This is a genomic window from Gillisella vitis (assembly GCF_001541345.2).
Classification (GTDB): Bacteria; Pseudomonadota; Alphaproteobacteria; order Rhizobiales; family Rhizobiaceae; genus Allorhizobium; species Allorhizobium vitis.
In genome coordinates this window covers 149,484-168,467 of sequence record NZ_LMVL02000008.1, presented here as the reverse complement: position 1 = coordinate 168,467, position 18,984 = coordinate 149,484, and the positions used below count along the sequence as shown (strand labels likewise).

General features: G+C 57.8%; 21 protein-coding genes. 15 read left to right on the top strand and 6 right to left on the bottom strand.

Annotated elements, in window-relative coordinates:
* Positions 1-9 precede the first annotated feature (9 nt).
* The 4 genes from ASB66_RS22945 to ASB66_RS22930 all read left to right on the top strand — a co-directional run bounded on the left by ASB66_RS22945 (position 10) and on the right by ASB66_RS22930 (position 4,219).
* Positions 10-1,254 carry a DUF2235 domain-containing protein gene (locus ASB66_RS22945; RefSeq protein WP_060719803.1) on the top strand — a complete coding sequence of 415 codons (1,245 nt, stop codon included), beginning with the start codon at positions 10-12 and terminating at the stop codon, positions 1,252-1,254.
* A 468-nt stretch (positions 1,255-1,722) separates the two neighbouring features.
* Positions 1,723-2,199: a transcription elongation factor GreA gene (gene greA / locus ASB66_RS22940; protein ID WP_060719804.1), complete on the top strand. Its 477-nt coding sequence runs from the start codon at positions 1,723-1,725 to the stop codon at positions 2,197-2,199.
* A gap of 81 nt (positions 2,200-2,280) precedes the next feature.
* A complete protein-coding gene (locus ASB66_RS22935) occupies positions 2,281-3,381 on the top strand; it encodes a glycosyltransferase family 4 protein (protein ID WP_060719805.1) in 1,101 nt (366 codons plus the stop codon).
* A gap of 10 nt (positions 3,382-3,391) precedes the next feature.
* Positions 3,392-4,219 carry a glycosyltransferase family 25 protein gene (locus tag ASB66_RS22930; RefSeq protein WP_060719806.1) on the top strand — a complete coding sequence of 276 codons (828 nt, stop codon included), beginning with the start codon at positions 3,392-3,394 and terminating at the stop codon, positions 4,217-4,219.
* On the opposite strand, the gene ASB66_RS22925 is transcribed toward ASB66_RS22930, so the two are convergent.
* Together ASB66_RS22925 and ASB66_RS22920 are read right to left on the bottom strand one after the other, a co-directional pair.
* Positions 4,173-4,925, bottom strand: a complete 753-nt coding sequence (locus tag ASB66_RS22925; protein WP_060719807.1) for a hypothetical protein — start codon at positions 4,923-4,925, stop codon at positions 4,173-4,175. The two genes, ASB66_RS22930 and ASB66_RS22925, sit on opposite strands and share 47 nt — an antisense overlap.
* Before the next feature lie 130 nt (positions 4,926-5,055).
* Positions 5,056-6,093, bottom strand: coding sequence for a hypothetical protein (locus ASB66_RS22920; RefSeq protein WP_147274074.1), 1,038 nt, complete (start codon positions 6,091-6,093; stop codon positions 5,056-5,058).
* Between the two features lie 191 nt (positions 6,094-6,284).
* Here ASB66_RS22920 and ASB66_RS26345 point away from each other — a divergent pair, with 191 nt between their 5' ends.
* The 3 genes from ASB66_RS26345 (at position 6,285) to ASB66_RS22910 (ending at position 8,460) form a co-directional block, all read left to right on the top strand.
* Positions 6,285-6,446 carry a hypothetical protein gene (locus tag ASB66_RS26345; protein WP_156545097.1) on the top strand — a complete coding sequence of 54 codons (162 nt, stop codon included), beginning with the start codon at positions 6,285-6,287 and terminating at the stop codon, positions 6,444-6,446.
* A 151-nt stretch (positions 6,447-6,597) separates the two neighbouring features.
* Entirely contained in the window at positions 6,598-7,212 is a 615-nt protein-coding gene (locus ASB66_RS22915; protein WP_060719809.1) for a sulfotransferase family 2 domain-containing protein, read from the top strand.
* A 252-nt stretch (positions 7,213-7,464) separates the two neighbouring features.
* Positions 7,465-8,460 carry a WaaS/CpsH family glycosyltransferase gene (locus ASB66_RS22910; RefSeq protein WP_141748637.1) on the top strand — a complete coding sequence of 332 codons (996 nt, stop codon included), beginning with the start codon at positions 7,465-7,467 and terminating at the stop codon, positions 8,458-8,460.
* Here ASB66_RS22910 and ASB66_RS22905 read toward each other — a convergent pair.
* On the bottom strand, positions 8,432-8,899 hold the full coding sequence (locus tag ASB66_RS22905; protein ID WP_060719811.1) for an Lrp/AsnC family transcriptional regulator: 468 nt from the start codon (positions 8,897-8,899) through the stop codon (positions 8,432-8,434). The two genes, ASB66_RS22910 and ASB66_RS22905, sit on opposite strands and share 29 nt — an antisense overlap.
* A 232-nt stretch (positions 8,900-9,131) precedes the next feature.
* On the opposite strand from ASB66_RS22905, the gene trxB reads away from it, so the two are divergent.
* The 3 genes from trxB (at position 9,132) to ASB66_RS22890 (ending at position 11,762) form a co-directional block, all read left to right on the top strand.
* Positions 9,132-10,106 (top strand): thioredoxin-disulfide reductase, encoded by a 975-nt coding sequence (gene trxB / locus ASB66_RS22900; protein ID WP_060719812.1) that lies wholly within the window; start codon positions 9,132-9,134, stop codon positions 10,104-10,106.
* A 25-nt stretch (positions 10,107-10,131) separates the two neighbouring features.
* The gene (locus ASB66_RS22895) at positions 10,132-11,028 is read left to right on the top strand and encodes a LysR family transcriptional regulator VtlR (RefSeq protein WP_041698126.1); all 897 of its coding nucleotides are present in this window, start codon (positions 10,132-10,134) and stop codon (positions 11,026-11,028) included.
* A gap of 443 nt (positions 11,029-11,471) precedes the next feature.
* Positions 11,472-11,762 carry a hypothetical protein gene (locus tag ASB66_RS22890; RefSeq protein WP_060719813.1) on the top strand — a complete coding sequence of 97 codons (291 nt, stop codon included), beginning with the start codon at positions 11,472-11,474 and terminating at the stop codon, positions 11,760-11,762.
* A gap of 101 nt (positions 11,763-11,863) precedes the next feature.
* On the opposite strand, the gene ASB66_RS26585 is transcribed toward ASB66_RS22890, so the two are convergent.
* Positions 11,864-12,085, bottom strand: coding sequence for a hypothetical protein (locus ASB66_RS26585; protein WP_147274073.1), 222 nt, complete (start codon positions 12,083-12,085; stop codon positions 11,864-11,866).
* A 9-nt stretch (positions 12,086-12,094) separates the two neighbouring features.
* Here ASB66_RS26585 and ASB66_RS22880 point away from each other — a divergent pair, with 9 nt between their 5' ends.
* The gene (locus ASB66_RS22880; RefSeq protein WP_060719815.1) at positions 12,095-12,430 is read left to right on the top strand and encodes an ArsR/SmtB family transcription factor; all 336 of its coding nucleotides are present in this window, start codon (positions 12,095-12,097) and stop codon (positions 12,428-12,430) included.
* Between the two features lie 45 nt (positions 12,431-12,475).
* A complete protein-coding gene (locus ASB66_RS22875; RefSeq protein WP_060719816.1) occupies positions 12,476-13,591 on the top strand; it encodes an alkene reductase in 1,116 nt (371 codons plus the stop codon).
* Positions 13,592-13,641: 50 nt separating this feature from the next.
* Here the strand turns inward: ASB66_RS22875 and ASB66_RS22870 are convergent, their stop codons facing one another.
* The gene (locus ASB66_RS22870) at positions 13,642-14,703 is read right to left on the bottom strand and encodes an SDR family NAD(P)-dependent oxidoreductase (RefSeq protein ID WP_114386956.1); all 1,062 of its coding nucleotides are present in this window, start codon (positions 14,701-14,703) and stop codon (positions 13,642-13,644) included.
* A 98-nt stretch (positions 14,704-14,801) separates the two neighbouring features.
* Between ASB66_RS22870 and ASB66_RS22865 the strand changes: the two genes are divergently transcribed.
* Positions 14,802-15,704: a LysR family transcriptional regulator gene (locus ASB66_RS22865; RefSeq protein WP_060719817.1), complete on the top strand. Its 903-nt coding sequence runs from the start codon at positions 14,802-14,804 to the stop codon at positions 15,702-15,704.
* Positions 15,705-15,741: 37 nt separating this feature from the next.
* Here the strand turns inward: ASB66_RS22865 and ASB66_RS22860 are convergent, their stop codons facing one another.
* Positions 15,742-16,005: a DUF2188 domain-containing protein gene (locus tag ASB66_RS22860; RefSeq protein ID WP_060719818.1), complete on the bottom strand. Its 264-nt coding sequence runs from the start codon at positions 16,003-16,005 to the stop codon at positions 15,742-15,744.
* Between the two features lie 370 nt (positions 16,006-16,375).
* Here ASB66_RS22860 and ASB66_RS22855 point away from each other — a divergent pair, with 370 nt between their 5' ends.
* Positions 16,376-17,533 (top strand): calcium:cation antiporter, encoded by a 1,158-nt coding sequence (locus ASB66_RS22855; RefSeq protein WP_156545102.1) that lies wholly within the window; start codon positions 16,376-16,378, stop codon positions 17,531-17,533.
* A 171-nt stretch (positions 17,534-17,704) separates the two neighbouring features.
* A complete protein-coding gene (locus tag ASB66_RS22850; protein WP_060719820.1) occupies positions 17,705-18,931 on the top strand; it encodes an OpgC family protein in 1,227 nt (408 codons plus the stop codon).
* Positions 18,932-18,984: the final 53 nt, after the last annotated feature.

Below are 18,984 nucleotides of genomic sequence, written 5' to 3'. Positions count from 1 at the left end.
GAGGGCAGCGTGGGCAAAAACATCGTCATTCTGTTTGACGGCACGTCGAACGAGATTTCAGCCAGCCGCACCAATATGGTCAGACTGCTCAGCTGTCTGAGCCGCAGCGACGAGCAATTGGTCTATTATGAGCCGGGCGTCGGCACCTTCGGTGCAGACGATGACTGGCTGCGGATTGCGCGCCAAACGGCCGAAGTCTGGGGCCTGGCGACGGGCTGGGGCCTCGACCGCAATGTCAAGCGTGCCTACCGTTTTCTCGTGGAGAACTATCGGGCCGCACCACGCGACGACGCCGGAAACCAGATTGGCGAGGACGACAGGATCTACATCCTCGGGTTCAGCCGGGGTGCCTATAGTGCCAGGGTTCTGGCCGGTTTCATCAACAGCCTCGGCATCATCGCACCGAATTTCCTCAATCTGGTGGACTACGCCTACCGGACCTATAAAACCATTCCGGAAGGGCAGCGGCACGGCGAAACGGCTGACACCCTCAGTCATTCCCCGCCATCCGCATTCGCGGCCATGCGTCTTTATGAGCGCACCTTGCGCGGCTACCGTCCGGCGATTGCCTTTCTGGGCCTGTTCGACACTGTATCGACAGTAATCAACCAGACGCAGAGAGGTCTCACCTTTCAGACTTTTCCCTTCACCACCCGCAATCCGAGCGTGGCAACGGTCCGTCAGGCGCTGGCAATCGATGAACGGCGCACGATGTTCCGGCCGGTCTACTGGAAGGCGGGCCAGGAATTCTGGGGCAGCCCGTTCAAGCCACGGGACCCGCAGATGATCAAGCCTCAGGATTTCAAGCAGGTCTGGTTTTGCGGCTCGCATGGCGATGTCGGCGGTGGCTATAGCGAAGCGCAAAGCGCCACGGCCAAGATCCCCTTGGCCTGGATGATTGCCGAAAGCAGGTCGTTCGGCCTACACTACAACGAAGACAGGGTGCGTGACATCGTCTATGGCGAAAATGACGACAACGACCATGTGAAGCTCGATCCGCTGTCGCCGCTCCATGATTCCATGACATGGGCCTGGCTGCCGCTGGAGATCGTTCCACGACGCGTCCCCTTTTCCTCCTGGCGCCACCGACCGCCGAAAGGCTGGTATCTGCCGCTTTGCGACCCTCGCTACATCCAAGAGGGCAGCCTCATCCATCAATCCGTCATCGATCGGCTGAATGGCCGTCCATTGGCAGGTCCCTACAGGCCACCCAATATGCCGCCCGACGGCGCCTATAAAATCGAACCATGGTGATCGCCCCTGCCCAGCATCGATCAACAGCCGACCGCGTGGCACAAAACGGAACACACTCCGCCTCGCCGTTTACAAAACCCTATCCTTGACCGAAGGTTAATTCCCACTGCACTCGAATCATCGGTTAGACTCGCCAGCAAGAACCGGCGACAACGGCAGAGATAATGACCCCAAGGATGAAATACCTGCTTCTGGTCTTTGCGATTTCGATTGCGATGTGGCTTGTCGCCATTGCCCTTGTTAACGACATCTGGAACCTTATATCAGCGCGGTGACACGGTTGCGCCTGGACGGTCGTGCCGGATGGGCAGATTGAAAATGCGTCCATTCGAAATCTCTGGAAATTGACTGTTACAGTCTGCTATAATGTCACGAGTTGGATTTGTGGCTGGTTCCGTGGCTTTGCTTCGGAACCTGTTTTATTTTCATGGCCACGCCATGCGGGCATGAAAGGTGAAGGAAGAGGACATGGTTGATAAGGTACCGATGACACAGAACGGCTTCTCCAAGCTTCAGGAGGAACTGCGCTGGCGTCAGCAAGAAGAACGTCCTCGGATCATTGAGGCCATTGCCGAAGCGCGCGCCCATGGCGACCTTTCGGAAAATGCCGAATATCATGCCGCCAAGGAAGCCCAGAGCCACAATGAAGGCCGGGTCTCCGAACTCGAAGATCTGACTGCGCGCGCGGAAGTCATTGATCTGTCAAAAATGTCCGGCTCGAAAATCAAGTTCGGCGCCACCGTCAAGCTGATCGATGAAGATACCGACGAGGAAAAGGTCTACCAGATCGTCGGCGATCAGGAAGCGGATGTGAAGGCTGGCCGTATCTCGATTTCCTCGCCGATTGCCCGCGCCATGATTGGCAAGGAAGCCGGCGACAGTATCGAAGTCGTGGCTCCCGGCGGCTCAAAAGCTTACGAAATCATCGCGGTCAACTGGGGTTGATCTACAGCCTCTGCTGTTGAAAAAGACGCGCCTTGCAGGCGCGTCTTTTTTGTGTGAGCAGTAACCTGCAATGTAGCCGTGATGACGAAAGGTACCCTGTGCGTGCTTGATCCTGCTTCAATCCTTGTGGTGGCTCCTCATTTCAAGCGGCGACTTTCGGGCGTAACCTCCACCGTGGTGCAATTGATCCCGCAGCAGCGCCGCCGCGGACTGGCCATTGCCACACTTGGCCCTGGCCTGCCGGACACCATGCCCGCCTTGTCCTTCGCACAACTGCCCGCCTTGTGGAAAAAGCCACGCGGCGCCTCCCATCGCGTCTGGCATGCCCGACGCAATCTGGAAATGCTGGCGGGCTTGGTGCTGCGCGATGTGCTGCGCATGCCGCTGAAACTGCTGTTTACCTCGGCGGCCCAGCGTCATCACAGCCGCTATACCCGTTGGCTGATCTCGAAAATGGATGCCGTGGTCGCCACCAGCGCCCGCTCCGGCTCGTTTTTGCAAGTGCCGCATAGCGTCATCCGCCACGGCATCGACACCGAACTGTTTCACCCACCTCAAGGTGCAGAGGACAGGATAACAGCCACAAATCTGCCGGGCGATTATCTGATCGGCTGCTTCGGTCGGGTGCGCCATCAGAAGGGTACCGATCTGTTCGTCAAGGCGATGATCGAGCTGCTGCCCCGTTATCCCGGCTGGACAGCCGTGGTCTCCGGCCGTGTCACCCCGGAACACAAGGGCTTTGCCGATGGGCTGAAGGCACAGATTGCCGCTGCCGGTCTGGCGGAGCGGATCGTTTTCCTGGGCGAGGTCGAGGACATCAAGCCGTGGTATCGGCGGCTGACGCTCTATGTCGCGCCCTCGCGCAATGAAGGCTTTGGCCTGACGCCGCTGGAAGCCATGGCGTCCGAAACCGTTGTGGTCGCCTCGGATGCCGGGGCCTATGCGGAGCTGATCGCCGAAGGGGCAACCGGCGCCGTGGTCGCCGCGGATGCCTATGCGCCGCTACGTGATGCAATCGAGCCTTATCTGGCCGATCCTGGTCGCGCCTGCCTACATGGCAAGGCTGCCGTTGCCCATGTGCGGGAAAACTTTGCGCTTGCCAGAGAAGCGGCAGGGCTGGAAGCCGTCTATAGCCGGTTGCTTGGCAGGCCGGTGATCGCGCCGCCAGCGCCCCAACCGTAAAGCCGACGTCATGCAGGTACTGATCATCAATCTCGACCGCGCCCGTGAGCGGCTGGCCTTCCAGCAAACGCAGATGCAGGCCCTTGGGTTACCCTTCACCCGCATAGCTGCCTTGGATGCCGATCATCTTCCCGATCTGGGCGAGGCCTATTGGAGTGGCTGGGAAAGACCGATCCGGCCAGCCGAACGAGCCTGCCTGCTCAGCCATCGCCATATCTGGGAGACCATTGCCGCTGGCCGCGATCCCGTACTGGTATTGGAAGACGATGCGGTGCTGTCCGACAAGGTGCCTGCTCTTCTGGAAGCGCTGCGCCATCGCAGCGATCTCGACCATGTGACGCTGGAAACCCGCAGCCGCAAGAAGCTTGTTGCTCGCATAAGCCTCTCCGATCTGCCGCTTCGCCGGCTTTACCAGGACCGCTCCGGGGCTGCGGCCTATATTCTCTGGCCGAGGGGAGCCGCCAAACTCCTGCAACGCAGTGCACGCCACGGCGCCATTGCCGATGCGGTGATCTGTGCGGCCTATGAGCTTGCCTCCTTCCAGGCCGATCCGGCTCTGGCCGTGCAACTGGACCGCTGCGTCCCCTATGGCCTGCCCGAACCGATAGCGACCCAGTCGTCGATATCGCCCGCGCAATCCGAAAAACAACGCCCAGCGCTGGCTTTCCGCCTCAGGCGCATCAAGGCGCAGCTTCGGATGGGCCTGCGTCAGCTTTGTCATATCAATGATGCGCAACGGCGGCAGATGCCTGTCCGGCGCGAGGATTTCGACTATCTGAAAGCCTTGGCCATCACTCAGACCACCAGCCCGTCCGCCCCCGGTGATGCTGCGCCTTGAGGCGGGCAAAGGCGGTATCTTCCACCTGCAACCGGTCGAAGACGGTTTTCAGCATCAGTCCAACCGGGCCTTGCGCCATCAACCCGTCCAGCCGCCAGCGCATGTTGCGCAGGGTATCGTCAGTGCCGATGGTAAAGCAGGACAGGCCTGAAAACAGCGGAATCAGCTCGGATTGCAACCGCTCAAGCTTTTGCGCATCGGCCGGTGCCGGAGCCGTCGCCAGCACCCGCTCGGTCTCATAGATTTTCACCGTATTGACCAACAGCGACACCAGCATGGCGCGCGCACGTTCCCCGGCATCCGGGTGATGGTCGACAAAACTGTCGGCAGCCGAAACCAGCCAGCGCAGGTTTAGGTTTTCGCAGAGGAAATCAGCCTCCGCCTCCCACAGTGCCTGCAATTGCGCAAATGTCTGCTCCACTTGGAATTCCCGACGCAGCAACACGATCAGCCGTGCATGATGCCAAAGCAGTTCCGGCTGGCCCGCAAATTCGCGGCGCAGGTTCTCCAGATGCAGATCAAGCGATTTTTCCGAACCGCGCGTCTGCAAAGCCGTATCACCCTCGACCATCTGCTGTTTAAGCCCCTGATAATCCAGATCCGCGACAGCGTGACGCGCCGCGCCCCAGCGCTTGCGATGCTGGTTGAGAGAAAAGAACCGCTCGATCCGGCTTTTCTTACGTGGCCCGTTTTTCTTCCCGAACATGCGTTATCCTGTCACGGAATAGCTGCGAAATCCTCACGACATCACAGCGTCCTGCTTCAACTCCCCTACCTCTATCCGATTTGAAGGGAACCGATCCAGCCCATAAAGCGGCGACATAAAATGAAGACGGTCACAGCCCCTGCAACTGGAATCCCGACAGCAGAGAATTGGCAGCGTGACTGCGGGACGGACGGCTGCCCCCAATACAGCGCCTGGCAAGGATGGGAGCGAATCTCGCCCAGACTTCGCCGCTGCGGATCTCCTCCGGCGTCCAATGGGCATAGGCGATATTGTAAAACAATTGCTCACGCTCAGGCAAAGGCGGCTCGGCCACATCCTCGATCCGTCTGGAGCAGATCGGCGCGGCAATGTTGAAGCGCGACAAGGTGATGACCGGCACGCCGGCCAGCAGCGAGTCCAGTGAAAACGACGAGGAGTAGCAGATGGTGCAATGCGCCCGCTCCAATTCGTCGACAGTGGAAAGTGAGCCAAGATCAGAGATCCGCAGGTTGGGAACAGTCGCAAGTTCGACCTGAAGTGTTGCGAAATCCTCATTTTTCATGCCGGGATGCGGCCGCACGACGATCGGACGGTCGGTGAGCCGGCGTACGCTGCGCGCCGTTGCCCCCAGCCACTGGCAGACGTCCATGCCCCGCATGGCGGCGTCGCCGGGGATCTGCCCGATGATCACCACATGTTCGCCAGCGCTGCGATAGGGTTTCAAGCGGATATTCAGCGCCGCACTCTGTTTTTCCCAACGGTCGGGCGGGCTGTTGGTATTGCAAAAATCGGCGTCGCCCGGCAGCGATCCATCGAGCGCAATCCGGTAGAAACTATGTCTGAATTTGTAGAAAGCGCGCCGATGCCCCAGAAGATTGTGATACCAGTTAAACGACCGTTTGATGGTTTCGCGCCCCCAGAAGCCCGTTTCGACCGTCAGCAACGGCCCCTTGTGTTGGGCAGCAATCGCCGTTCGGAAGGCATGGACCGACGTTGACGTCAGGCCGAAGGACCCGAAGAACACAGCAACGTCGCATGGCTTGTAATGCGCATCATCCACCATCGAAAAGCGAAACTGTCCAGACGGGTTCTCCAGGAAGGCCTGGAAGGGAAAATCCGGTTTCGTTGCCCGAAACACATTGACGCTGATCGCATCCGCTTTTTGCATTTCGGTCCCCTTGGTGGTCAAAAGACGATTTTCAGGCTGAACAGCACGAACATTCGTCTCGGCGAATATATTCATGCTGTTGTCGCAAGGCCAAGCCGTTCCCGCTGATGTTGATAGCGCTATCATCGTTGTCCCCAGATTTCCAAGGCAACAACCTCCCGGGTGCCGCTTATCCCTCGCCCATAGGCCCAATGGCCCTGCTGCTGCATGATTTTTTTGAAAACGCCCGGGGATTTTTTAAAAAAGCACTGGCGCGAATCAGTAACTTATTGGTTACTACAATAACATGGGTTTATCCCAAATGCGCCGCTACTGGCGCAAATAAAGATGATATCCGCGACGGATCAGGATGAACTTGATCCGAATGTCCACGCAGAGCTGTGGAGTCACGAGGCCGGAAGCAGGCATCGGGGCTTAAGTTCTCTGCGGGAAACATTGAAACGGGCACCTGCGCCCTACCGACGTCCAGCGCTTTGGACGCGGCATTCACTCACAGGAGAGACCATGACGGTCGTTGCGCCCAATTTTGTCTTCGTACATGTTCCGAAATCCGCTGGCAGATCCATTACCAGGGTACTGGGTGGCGAAACGAATGGTGTGCCGACCCATGTTCCGCACAGGAAGCTTTCCCAATTCGGCATCGATGGGCGCTACTCATTCGGCTTCGTGCGCAATCCTTGGGACCGGATGGTGTCGCTCTATTCGTTTCTTTGCCAGAAGCGGTTGCAGAGCTATGAGTGCCCGGTCTACCAACAGCATATCCGCGACATCGGCTTCAAGTCTTGGCTGCTCGAAGACTCCTATTATTCGAGACATGACGAACATTGGCCAGAGGAGATCCTGCCGCCGCTTCAGCGCCGCTCGCAAATGTTCTGGCTATCTGGCTGCGATTATATCGGCACGATGGAAAATATCGATTCTGACTTCCGCAAGATCCGCAAGAAAATCGGTATGAAGCCGACCCTGCTGGAAAGACTGCGGCTGAGCAATCCTGTTCCGAAGAAAAACCAGTCGAAACGCGGCGATTATACCCGCTATTACGATGAGGAAACCAAAACCTTCGTCCAGACGCATTTCCAGGAAGAAATCGAGTTGTTCAACTATAAGTTTTCTGCCTGACGGGTAGAACCGATGCGGCATCGGCCTTCATCCATCCGGGTCGAAAGACGATGCCGCGTGAATTCGAAAACACTGAGCATACCCATGGTTTTGCGGCCACGCAGGGACGCAAAATAAGGCTGGACTGTCTTGCCCAGCCGCCGAATTTTCACCTTAATCGGCTCAGATTTAACGAACTATACAGTGAAATCTGTTTCTGGTGAAAATCATGGCGTCCGCAGTGAGGAGACGTCGCTTGCGCAGGAGCCCAACGTGACGTCTACCCCCGTGGCGCAGCAGCGCCAGCAAGTTGCCTGCATTGGTTTCTGGGCCGATTACGAAGACTATTTCTGGACAAAGGCTGATCCAAGCCGATTCGATGTTCATGTCCTGAACGTGAAAGATGCCGCCCGTCACCGGCCTATCTTCAAGATCATGCCGCGCTTCGGCCGAAAATATCTCTATAACCGGATCATCGCTCAGCAGATCGCCAGCCAGCCGGATGCACTTTTTCTCGTCAACGAGCGCGAGGAAATCGTCGAATATCTGCACAAGGCCCGCCCCCGCGCCAGAATCGCCGTCGTGGTGCGCAATCCAATCGCCACCAAGAACGGCATGGGACCGCTGCTGCAAGACCTGCACGCCGCCGGCTATCCAGTGCTGTCCTTCGACGAGGCCGACTGCCAGCGCTATGGATTTGAACCTTACCGGCAATATATCGCCGCCGTCGACAGCGTCAAATCGGTGCAAGCAGTCGTGGATTTTGCCTTTCTCGGCAAGGATAAGGGGCGCAAATCGCTGATCGAGGCGCTGAGCAGCGATTTGCGGCGCCGGGGCTTCACCACTTCCATCCGGTTTACGGAACTGAAGAAGGCCCGCAAGACCCTGGCCGACCGCCTCGCCAAGCACACCGGCAACAGCCCTTACCCGGCCTATCTGGCCGAAAACCTGGCGGCCCGTTGTATCATCGACATCGTCCAGGACGGCCAACAGGGCCTGACGCTACGCCCGCTCGAAGCCACCCTCTATGGTCGCAAGCTTCTGACCAATAATGGCTCAGTGCGCGTCGCAGATTTTTATCATCCGGCTAACGTCTTCCTGCTGGACGGCAATGCAAATCTCGACGGTATAGAAGAGTTCTTTAAAGCGCCGTTTCAGCCGGTCTCGCCCGAGGTGATGGCGCTTTATTCGGTCGAAGCCCTGATCGACAGGGTCAATATCCTGCTCAACAACGTAGGGGTCAGAGAGGAATCGAGTCCAGCCGCTTGATCTGCCGGATCGTCAACAGGGTTTTCACCGTATCGACATGGCTATTGGCCGTCAGCGTCTCAATGACGAAATCCTGGAAACTGGTGAGATTATCGGCAACGCAATGCAGCAGGAAATCGCTTTCGCCGTTGACCATCCAGGCCTGGCGCACCAGCGGCCATTGTTCAGTGGCGGCGGCAAAGCTCTTCAGATTGGCTTCCGACTGGTGTTTCAGTCCGACCATGCAGAAGGCGACCAGATCGAAGCCCAGTTTGGGGCCGCTCAACGCCGCATGATAGCCTTGAATAATACCCGCTTCTTCGAGTTTGCGCACCCGGCGAAGGCAGGGCGGTGCGGAAATACCGACGCGCTCCGAAAGCTCGACATTGGTCATCCGACCGTCGCGTTGCAACTCTCTTAGAATTTTGATGTCGATGGCATCCAGTTCGGCGCGAAACACGCGGTCACCCTTTTCTTCGTCGTCGTCCCCGGTTATGGCCCCGACCCGGTTTCAGCGCAAGAAAATGTCCGTTTCCCGCAGTAAAATTACGGTGGATGGAATTGCCCTGTTATAAACGCAGAGCTGCCCTTGAATAAATGCATGGAGCCTTCATAAATGAAATGAAGAAAAGGCGGGGCAGGCATCCTATATGCCGCACACCACACGTCCCTCGCCACGGAAAGGAAAGACCATGTCCGCCCGCCATACCAAAGTGCTGATCATCGGCTCTGGTCCCGCCGGTTATACCGCCGCCATTTATGCAGCCCGCGCCATGCTGAAACCGGTGTTGATCGCCGGCATGGAACAGGGTGGCCAGCTAATGATCACCACCGATGTGGAAAACTATCCCGGCTTTGCCGATCCGATCCAGGGGCCCTGGCTGATGGGCGAAATGCTGAAACAGGCCACCCATGTCGGCACGGAAATCGTCAACGACCTGGTGACCGAGGTGGAAACCACCCGCCGCCCCTTCACTGTCAAGACCGATTCCGGCACCGTCTGGACCGCTGATACGCTGATCATCTGCACCGGCGCCAAGGCGAAATGGCTGGGTATCGAAAGCGAACAGCATTTCCAAGGTTTCGGGGTTTCGGCCTGCGCCACCTGCGATGGTTTTTTCTATCGCAACAAGGACGTAATCGTGGTCGGCGGCGGCAATTCGGCGGTCGAGGAATCGCTCTACCTGTCGCATATCGCCAAGACCGTGACCGTCGTGCATCGCCGCGACAGTTTCCGCTCCGAGAAGATTTTGCAGGAGCGGCTGTTTGCCAAGGATAATGTCAAGGTCCTCTGGAACACCGTTATTGATGAAGTCACCGGAATCCCGGCCAAGCCGCCGATGCCGCCATCGGTCACCGGCGTGCGGCTGAAGAACCTCGACAGCGGCATCGTGACCGATACCCCCATCGACGGCGTTTTTGTCGCCATCGGCCATGCGCCGGCGGTGGAACTGTTCACCGGCAAGCTGAAGCTGAAGCCAAACGGCTATCTGTGGACCGCTCCGGATTCGACCGCGACCGACGTGCCCGGCATTTTTGCCGCTGGCGACGTGACTGATGATATCTACCGCCAAGCTATTACTGCTGCCGGCATGGGGTGCATGGCCGCCCTCGAGGCAGAACGTTATCTTGCCGCGGAGATTATCCCGGCTCAGGCCGCGGAGTGAGGGCATGATGCGAGGCAGCAGCAATATACCGCTGGATTGGGACAAACTGCGGATTTTCCATGCCGCAGCCGAAGCTGGGTCCTTTACCCATGCGGCAGATAAGCTGCATCTCTCGCAATCGGCAATCAGCCGGCAGGTGAGCGCGCTGGAGCAGGATGTGGGGGTGAAGCTGTTTCACCGCCACGCCCGGGGCCTCATTCTGACCGAACAGGGCGAATTGCTCTACCGCACCGCCCATGACGTGCTGCTGAAGCTGGAAACAGTGAAAATGCAGCTAACCGAAACCACCGAGAAGCCGAGTGGCAAGCTGCGCGTCACCACCACGGTCGGGCTTGGCCAGGGCTGGCTCACCGACAAGGTGCAGGAATTCCTGCAACTTTACCCTGACATGTCGATCCAGTTGATCCTCGACAACGAGGAACTGGACGTCAATATGCGCCACGCCGATTGCGCCATCCGGTTGCGCCAGCCGCAGCAATCGGACCTGATCCAGCGCAAACTGTTTACCGTGCATATGCATGTCTATGCCGCCCCCTCCTATATCAATCGTTATGGGGAGCCGCAGACCATTGAGGATCTCGACAACCATCGGATCATCAGCTTTGGCGAACCCGCACCCAACTATCTGCTTGACGTTAACTGGCTGGAAGTGGCCGGACGCTCCTCCGACAATCGCCGCATTCCCCATCTGCAAATCAACAGCCAAACCTCGATCAAGCGCGCCTGCCTGCTGGGTATAGGGGTCGCCTGCATGCCCGATTACATTGTCGGACGCGATCCGGGACTGATTCAGTTGCCGATCAACGCCGAAGTTCCGTCCTTCGATACCTATTTCTGCTATCCGGACGAGATGAAAAATGCAGCCAAGCTGAAAGTTTTCCGCGACTTCATCGTCAGCAAGGCGCGCAACTGGAATTTCTGAATCCGTCAGATCGTCTTATGCGCATCTATGCATAGGCCTTGCAATGCAGTAGCGACAAGGTCGCGAATCATCGTCAAATCGTTTTTCAATTGCGACGCAAATAGCAGACATGCGACATTTGCATGCCTCCTATGCACAAAAAAGCATTGTTCACTGCACAAAAAACCACCATATCGCTCATAGCTGATGCACACGGTGGCTTCCTCCCAGTTCCCACCGCACCAGCTGTTCCCCTCTGGAGGTTTTTAACCTTCACACTTTAAGGGCCCTGGAGTAATCCGGTGGCCCCTTTTTTTTGCCATCTGGCAGAGGAAGCGCGACGCTTTTTCTGCACATTTGCCAATAGCCGGGATGTGCAGTTCCCACGTTGTCTGCATTTGAATTGGACAACAAAGCACGATGAGTGAATTGCGCTAATGACAGCGTCGGTTTAGCATTAGCCCATGCATCTCACCAAGAAGCTCATCTTACATTCGCCGGTATCGGACGAGGCTCTTCTCGGAGCCTTCGTGGAAAGATGTCTTGCCGATGGCGTCTCGTTGCTAGCGATATTCGGACCCGGCTCCGATGTTCTAGAAGAAAAAATAGATTGGTTAGTGATTGGAGACGGCTCTCGGCCCGATCGTTTTCTGTGTACCACGTCACACCTTGATGAGCCGTTGGACGACGTACTTGCCATGGTGACTGCTTGGGAAGCAGATGGAAGCGATGCTGTCGATCAGGTTCGCATTTAATCCGACTCGGGCGAACTACGTCCTTTGGGCACCGTGGACGTCGATTACAGATCAAGCCGCTAATGGGCAATGTGTGGCAGAATTCCCGACTACCAATCCACTCATATGGCACACAAACTTTTCAGCGCCACCTTGAAAGCCAAGGCCCCCATCCTATATATACCTATAGCTGCATCGAGACTATCTTTGATCGTCTCTCCCCAGCTGTTCCCCTCTGGAGGTTTGACGACCTTCACACTTGAAGCATCCGTTCGCGGGTGCTTTTTTTTCGCCCGCTCCAAAATCATCGTCGTCTCTCTTGATATCGGATTTTTACGATCCATATATCGTTCATGGACGATACGAATTTCAACAAGCCAGAAGACCTTAGCAAGCCGGACATCGATGACGCGCTGAAAGCGCTGTCGCATCCCGTTCGGCGTGAGATCCTTCAATGGCTGCGCGAACCGGAAAAGCATTTCAGCGACCAGGCTCATCCGCTGGAAATGGGCATTTGCGCGGGGCAGTTCGAGCGCTGCGGCCTGTCGCAATCCACCGTATCGGCCCATCTCGCGAGCCTGAACAAGGCCGGACTGATCACCTCTCACAAGGTCGGACAATGGATTTTCTACAAGCGGGACGAGGCAGCCATTGCTGCTTTTCTATCCCGGCTGTCCTTGGAACTCTGACCTCCCCCGTCACACCCTACTCATTACCCTCAGAAGGACATTTCAATGGCCACTCTTTTTGACCCCTTGCAAGTCGGCGATATCGCTGTTGCAAACCGCATCGCCATGGCACCGTTGACGCGCAACCGCTCCCCCAACGCCGTTCCAAAGCCAATCACGGCCACCTATTACCAGCAGCGTGCCACCGCCGGCCTGCTGATCACCGAAGCCACGGCTATTTCTCATCAGGGCCAGGGCTATGCCGATGTTCCGGGCCTCTATACGCCGGAAGCCCTTGAAGGCTGGAAGGCCGTCACCAAGGCAGTGCATGAGGCGGGCGGCAAGATCGTCACCCAGCTTTGGCATGTCGGGCGCATTTCCCATACGTCGCTTCAGCCGAATGGCAGTAAACCGGTTGCACCTTCAGCGATCACCGCCAAGGGCAAGACCTACATAATCAACCCGGATGGCACAGGCGCGTTTGTCGACACCTCCGAGCCCCGCGCTCTGGAACTCTCGGAACTCCCCGGCCTGATCGAGGACTACCGCAAGGCAGCGCGCGCCGCCATCGATGCCGGTTTTGACGGCGTCGAAATCCACGCCGCCAACGGTTATCTGCTGGAACAGTTCATGCGGCTTGGCAGCAATCAGCGCAGCGATGCCTATGGCGGCTCGATTGAAAACCGCATCCGCCTGACGCTTGAGGTTGTCCAGGCCGTCACCCGCGAAATCGGCAGCGGCCGTACCGGCATTCGCCTGTCGCCAGTGACGCCCGCCAATGACGTTTCGGATCCTGATCCGCAGTCGGTCTATACCACGCTGGTGGAAAAGCTGGCGGCTTTCGACCTGGCCTATATTCACGTGATCGAGGGGGCAACCGGCGGCCCGCGTGATTTCAGCCAGGGCGACAAGCCCTTCGACTGGGATGCATTCAAGGGCGCCTACAGCAATGCGGGCGGCAAAGCTGTCTGGATCGGCAATAACGGCTATGACCGGCAGATGGCCATGGACGCCATTGCGTCAGGCAACGTCGACATGGTCGCCTTCGGCAAGCCCTTTATCGCCAACCCGGATCTGGTGCGTCGCCTGAAGGAAGATGCACCATTGAACGAAGCCGACCAGAGCACATTCTACGGTGGCGGAGAAAAGGGCTATATCGACTATCCGACGCTCGACGACTGATCGTAGACCTTAATAGAGACCCCGCCACCCTCTGGCGGGGTCTTGTTGCATCAATCCAGTGCAGTTTCAGATGCCATCGAACGGCTTGCTTCAGGGAGAACCGCATTGGTTTGCAAGCACTTCAGGCTCTTCAAGGTCGTGGCAACCGCCACATCCAATGCCGTCCTTGGCTCCTCCCCAAGCACCTCAACGAGACGACGGTTATCCAGCGCGATAGGTTCGCGCCACAGGTAGCGCATTTCCATGAGTTCCTTGAACACTGGCAGGATGGGTGACAGCAACGGCACCATCCACCAGGGAAAGCGCTTGAACCGGACAGAATCGCTGCCACTTGCCCGCCGGATCGCCTGTGCCATGGCATATCCGTTCGTATCGACATGGCCCTGCATGTGAAAACGGGCGAAGGCTGGCAGGTCCGGTGCGCATTCCAGTAGCCGGATAAATATTTCTGCGACATCAGGCAGATAGGCCCAGCTATGGCTGACGCCTGGCCTGCCCGGCAGGTTAACCCGGGTCGCGGGCTTGCCGGGGGTAATCAGCCCTTGAGCAAACCAGTTATTTCCCGCGTCTGGCCCGAAGAAATCGCCAGCCCGGACAAGAATGACCCGCACCCCCTCGCCTGCTGCCTGTTCCAACCGCCGCTCCAGTTCTACCCGGATTTGACCCTTGACAGTCTGAGGATGCTGCGGACTCACCTCGTTGAGCAGCGGGAAGGCATCCGGGCCGTAATTATAGATCGTCCCCGGCATCAGGATACAGGCACCGCTGGCACGGGCCGCGGCAATGGTATTGTCGATCATCGGCAACACCAGCTTCCCCCAGTTGCGATAGCCGGGCGGATTGACACCGTGCAGGATAACCGAAGCGCCCTTGGCCGCCTTTAGGACATCGGCGCGGTTCATCGCATCGCCCTGCACCCATTCCAGTACTGGTTGCCCCTGTTTCTGCTTCGCCACCATTCGGGCCGCATCGCGGTGAAGAGCCCGCACATGATATCCCCGACCGGTCAGCGCCCGTGCGACGGCGCCCCCTATCCCTCCCGTTGCACCGAGCACGAGGGCAATCGGGCCGGGCTGCGGAATAGAACCACTGATATCGTCGATCTCTGTCATAGCAATCTCCAGACTTCTGCTGTTTCGATTGCCGATCATCCCTCATTATTGAGGTATTCGAAATTGTATATTTCCATATCCATGCTATACAAAAATGCATGAACGCAGACCAATTGAGCTGGGATCTTTATCGCAGTCTTCTCGCCGTGATCACGGAGGGTTCGCTGTCTGGCGCAGCGCGTCAGCTCGGCCTGACCCAGCCGACAGTCGGTCGCCATATCGAGATGCTGGAACAGGCTTTCGGCACGCCCTTGTTCCTGCGCAGCCAGCGCGGCCTGCTGCCGACGGAAACCGCCCTTGCCATGCGGGGCCACGCTGCCCTGATGGCCGCCACCAGCGCATCGCTGGCGCGCATTGCCGCCGGGGAACAGGGAGATGCAGTTGACGTGCGTGGACCGGTGCGGATCAGCGCCAGCGAAATGATCGCCGTGGAAGTGCTTCCCCCAATTTTCGCCCGCTTACAGGAGCAGTTTCTCGGACTGGAAATCGAGCTATCGGCCACCGACCAGATGGAGGATCTGCTCCACCGGGAAGTGGATATTGCCGTGCGTATGGTGGCGCCAACCCAGCTCGCCCTGATCAGCCGCCATATCGGGGCGATTGGCATCGGCTTTTATGCCCATCGGCGCTATCTCGAGCGCCACGGCACGCCATCAAGTCTGGCGCAGCTTGCCGATCATCGCCTCATCGGTTTCGACAGGCAGCTGGCCTATATCAGGGATTTGCTGAGAACCCGTCCGGATCTGGACGCCCTGCATTTTCAGTTCCGCAGCGACAGCAACCTCGCACAATTTGCAGCCATCCGCGCCGGATTGGGGATCGGCATGTGTCAACGCGGCCTCGCCCGCCGCCATGCGGATCTCATCGAAGTCCTGCCCGGAACCCTCGATATCGCGCTCGACACATTCGTGGTCATGCACGAGGATCTGAAACTCAGTCGTCGCTGCCGGACGGTGTTCGACGCCGTGGTCGAGGGATTATTGGCCTATCTGCGCGAATGACATTGACTGCGCAATCCTCGCAGCCAGTGCAGGCCGTTCAGGCAATGCGGGATTGGTCGTAGTGGTCAAGGATTTCCACCTCGGGCCGGTCGTCGCCATTGCTCATTTCCGCTCGCCACTTGCCGCTCTCATCCTGATAGACAATCCTTACCGGCTCATCGGCCTGGGCGATTTCCTGCATGACGATCCGCGCCGCTTCCAATGCCTGGTCATGCGTATCGAAGCGTTCGGAATAGGCACCGTTCAGCCGATAGGCCCAGCCTTCATCATGCGGAACGATTTCATAGGTAACCTTGACCATGATGCATCTTCTCCCTGTGCAATGATTGAGCTCCCTGTCATCTGATACCAAGGCTCGAATATGCTCACGCATCCTCACCTTGAAGGCGTTTCGAATATCTCAAATGCGTCAAAGGCTTGAGATATTCAAAAAAGGAACACCAATGGCCATTTTCAATGGCCATTGGTGTAACTATCGCATCTTGAGGACGGAACTGCAAATTGCCTCAACACGTTGCAGATGCGAAAGAGAACGGACGCACCGCAATGGCGAATCACTATACAGAAATCCATGCTCAGCCCCTGAATGGCTCTTGCTTGCCCCGCTACCCTGCTTGAATGACAAATAATGCCGCGCCTGCGGTTTTAAAGGATGAAGAGACGTGACAGTTTTGCTCCGGGAAAAGTCCCTGCTGATCCCCATCGCATTGGCGATAGCCGTGTTCTTCCTCGAACATTCCCTGATTGAGGCCGGGCCAACCATCAGCCTCATCGCTGCGGCAGTGTTGATTGGCGGCATATTGGTGGCGTCGATCCGGGTGGCGCATCACGCGGAAATCCTCGCCCGCCGGGTTGGCGACCCCTATGGCACCATGATCCTCACCCTGTCAGCCGTGGCCGTGGAAGTGCTGATCCTTGCCATCATGATGCAGGGCGAAAGCTCTCCTACCCTGGTGCGCGACACGATCTATTCGGCTGTGATGCTGGATATCAACGGCATTCTGGGCCTTGCCGCCTTGCTGGGCGGGCTCAAACACGGCGAACAGCCCTATAATGACGATAGCGGCAAGACCTATGGCGTGATGATCCTGACGGCCATGGGCATATCGATGATCGTGCCGGAATTCATTCCCGTCGATAAATGGACCTATTATTCCACCTTCACCATCTTTGCCATGCTGGCGCTTTATGGGCTGTTCTTGCGTATGCAGGTCGGACAGCACAGCTATTTCTTCAGCTATAGCTATACCGGTCGCGCCGCACCCAAGGCCGCAACGACAGCAAAGGCCCCCTCCAACGGCGTAGAAGCCACCAAAAGCGCCGCAGAACCACTGCAAGCCCCACAGGAGGCCTTGCCCCATGACGAGGAAGACGGAAGCATCGCATCCTCCATCGCCGTCATCCTGTTTGGCGTGGTGCTGATCGGCGTTCTCGCCGAATTCATGTCCGCCCTGATGACCGAGGGCTTGCGCGATACCGGCGCGCCGCCGACCATCATGGCCATTGTGGTTGCCACCATCTCGGCTGCCCCAGAAATCATGACGGCACTGAGAGCGGCCTTGCGCAACCGTATGCAGGCCACCGTCAACATCGCCATGGGGGCTTCGCTGTCGACTGTCATCCTGACGGTGCCGGTCATGGAGGCCATCGCCCTTTACACCGGCCAGCCCTTCATCATGGCGATGACCCCGGTGCAGACGGTGATGGTGCTGATCACCCTTGTCGCGGCGGCCATCAACCTCAACGATGGCGAGACCAATGCCATCGAGGGCATGACCCATTTCATCTTGTTTGCCACCTTCATCATGCTGTCCGCTCTCGGCCTTTGAGAGCCGGTTTCACCGGTCAAAATCCAGTCACAAGATTTTGATGCCGGAACCTTTCTTGCAAACACTCGTTGCGGTTATGTGATCGGGTCGTTACCCGGTCCGCCGCATTGTCACCACGATGAAGGGCAAAAACCGACCTGCTGGGCAGGACGCGAACCGGGAGCCGGGACCTTGAAAAGATTAGATGTCCTAGACGGAATGCGGGGATATTTCCTCGTCTTCATGATGTTGAACCACCTGATCTTCACGGGCGGCTATCTGCTGGTAGAGGTCAATCACCGCAACCTGACATTCGTCGAGGATGCGCAGGGCTTCGTCTTCATGTCCGGTCTGCTGGTCGGCATGGTCTATGGCCGCAAGATGCTAAAAAGCGGCTATGAAGCGGGACGCGAGCGGATCTGGGCGCGGGCGCTGGAGCTGTATCGCTACGCCATGGGCATTATTCTGCTGGTCCTGCTAGCCCGATTCGTGCTGCCGGGCGCTGCCGGAATCTGGCATGACTGGTTGGGTGAAGTATCGCTCGGCGATCCGCTGCGGCTCGCCTCGATTGCCACATTCCTGTTCCAGCCGACCTATATGGATATCCTGCCACAATATATCATCTACATGGTGTTTGCGCCGGTCCTGATCTGGCTCTGCATCACCGGTCGCTGGGCAAGTGTTGCCATCGGCTCATTGGTCGTCTGGATGGCAGGACAGCTTGGCCTGCACCGCCTGATCACCTATCCGCTCGACGCCTGGCTGGGCGCCGCCGAAAAGGAAGGCATTCGTGCAAGCTTCAACCTGCTGGGCTGGCAGATCGTGTTCTTCTCCGGCCTGATTGCCGGCAGCCTGACCGCGACCCGCAACATCGAGTGGAGCAAAGTATTCAGCCCCGAAAAGACGCTGATCCCCAAGACAGCGCTTGCCGTGCTGCTGTTCTTCCTGCCACTGCGAATCATGACAGCTCACGGCCTGATGCCGGATGTGGTGCTGCAAAAATTCGGCACGATGGAAGTGCGTGCCGACTTCGGCCCCGTCTATCTGCTGAATTTCGCCGCCATGGCCAGCCTGGTTGCCTGGCTGCTGATCGCCGGTCCGAAATATGACAGCGCTTTCGTGCGCAAGACGGCAAGCGTCATCAACAGCGTCTTCAGCCTCAGCTTCCTGCAATTGCTGGGCCGTCACTCCCTGCATGTCTATCTCTGGCATGTGCTGGTGGTATTTGCGGTGCGCTATATCGATGGCCGGGTCGGCCCATTCTCGGAACTGTCGAAAACCATGATCGCCGTGTTCTGCGTGTCGCTTCTGGCTCTGCCGGCCCTCTACCGCGAACGCGACATCTATTTTGCTCCGGCTCCGGAACCCAAGCCAGTTCCGGCCCCTGCCCCGGCAGGAAAGCAAATGCAGAACGCCTGACCGGCTTCCTCTGCGCACGTTATAGAGAAATAGAAAAGAGCGGGATGGCATTA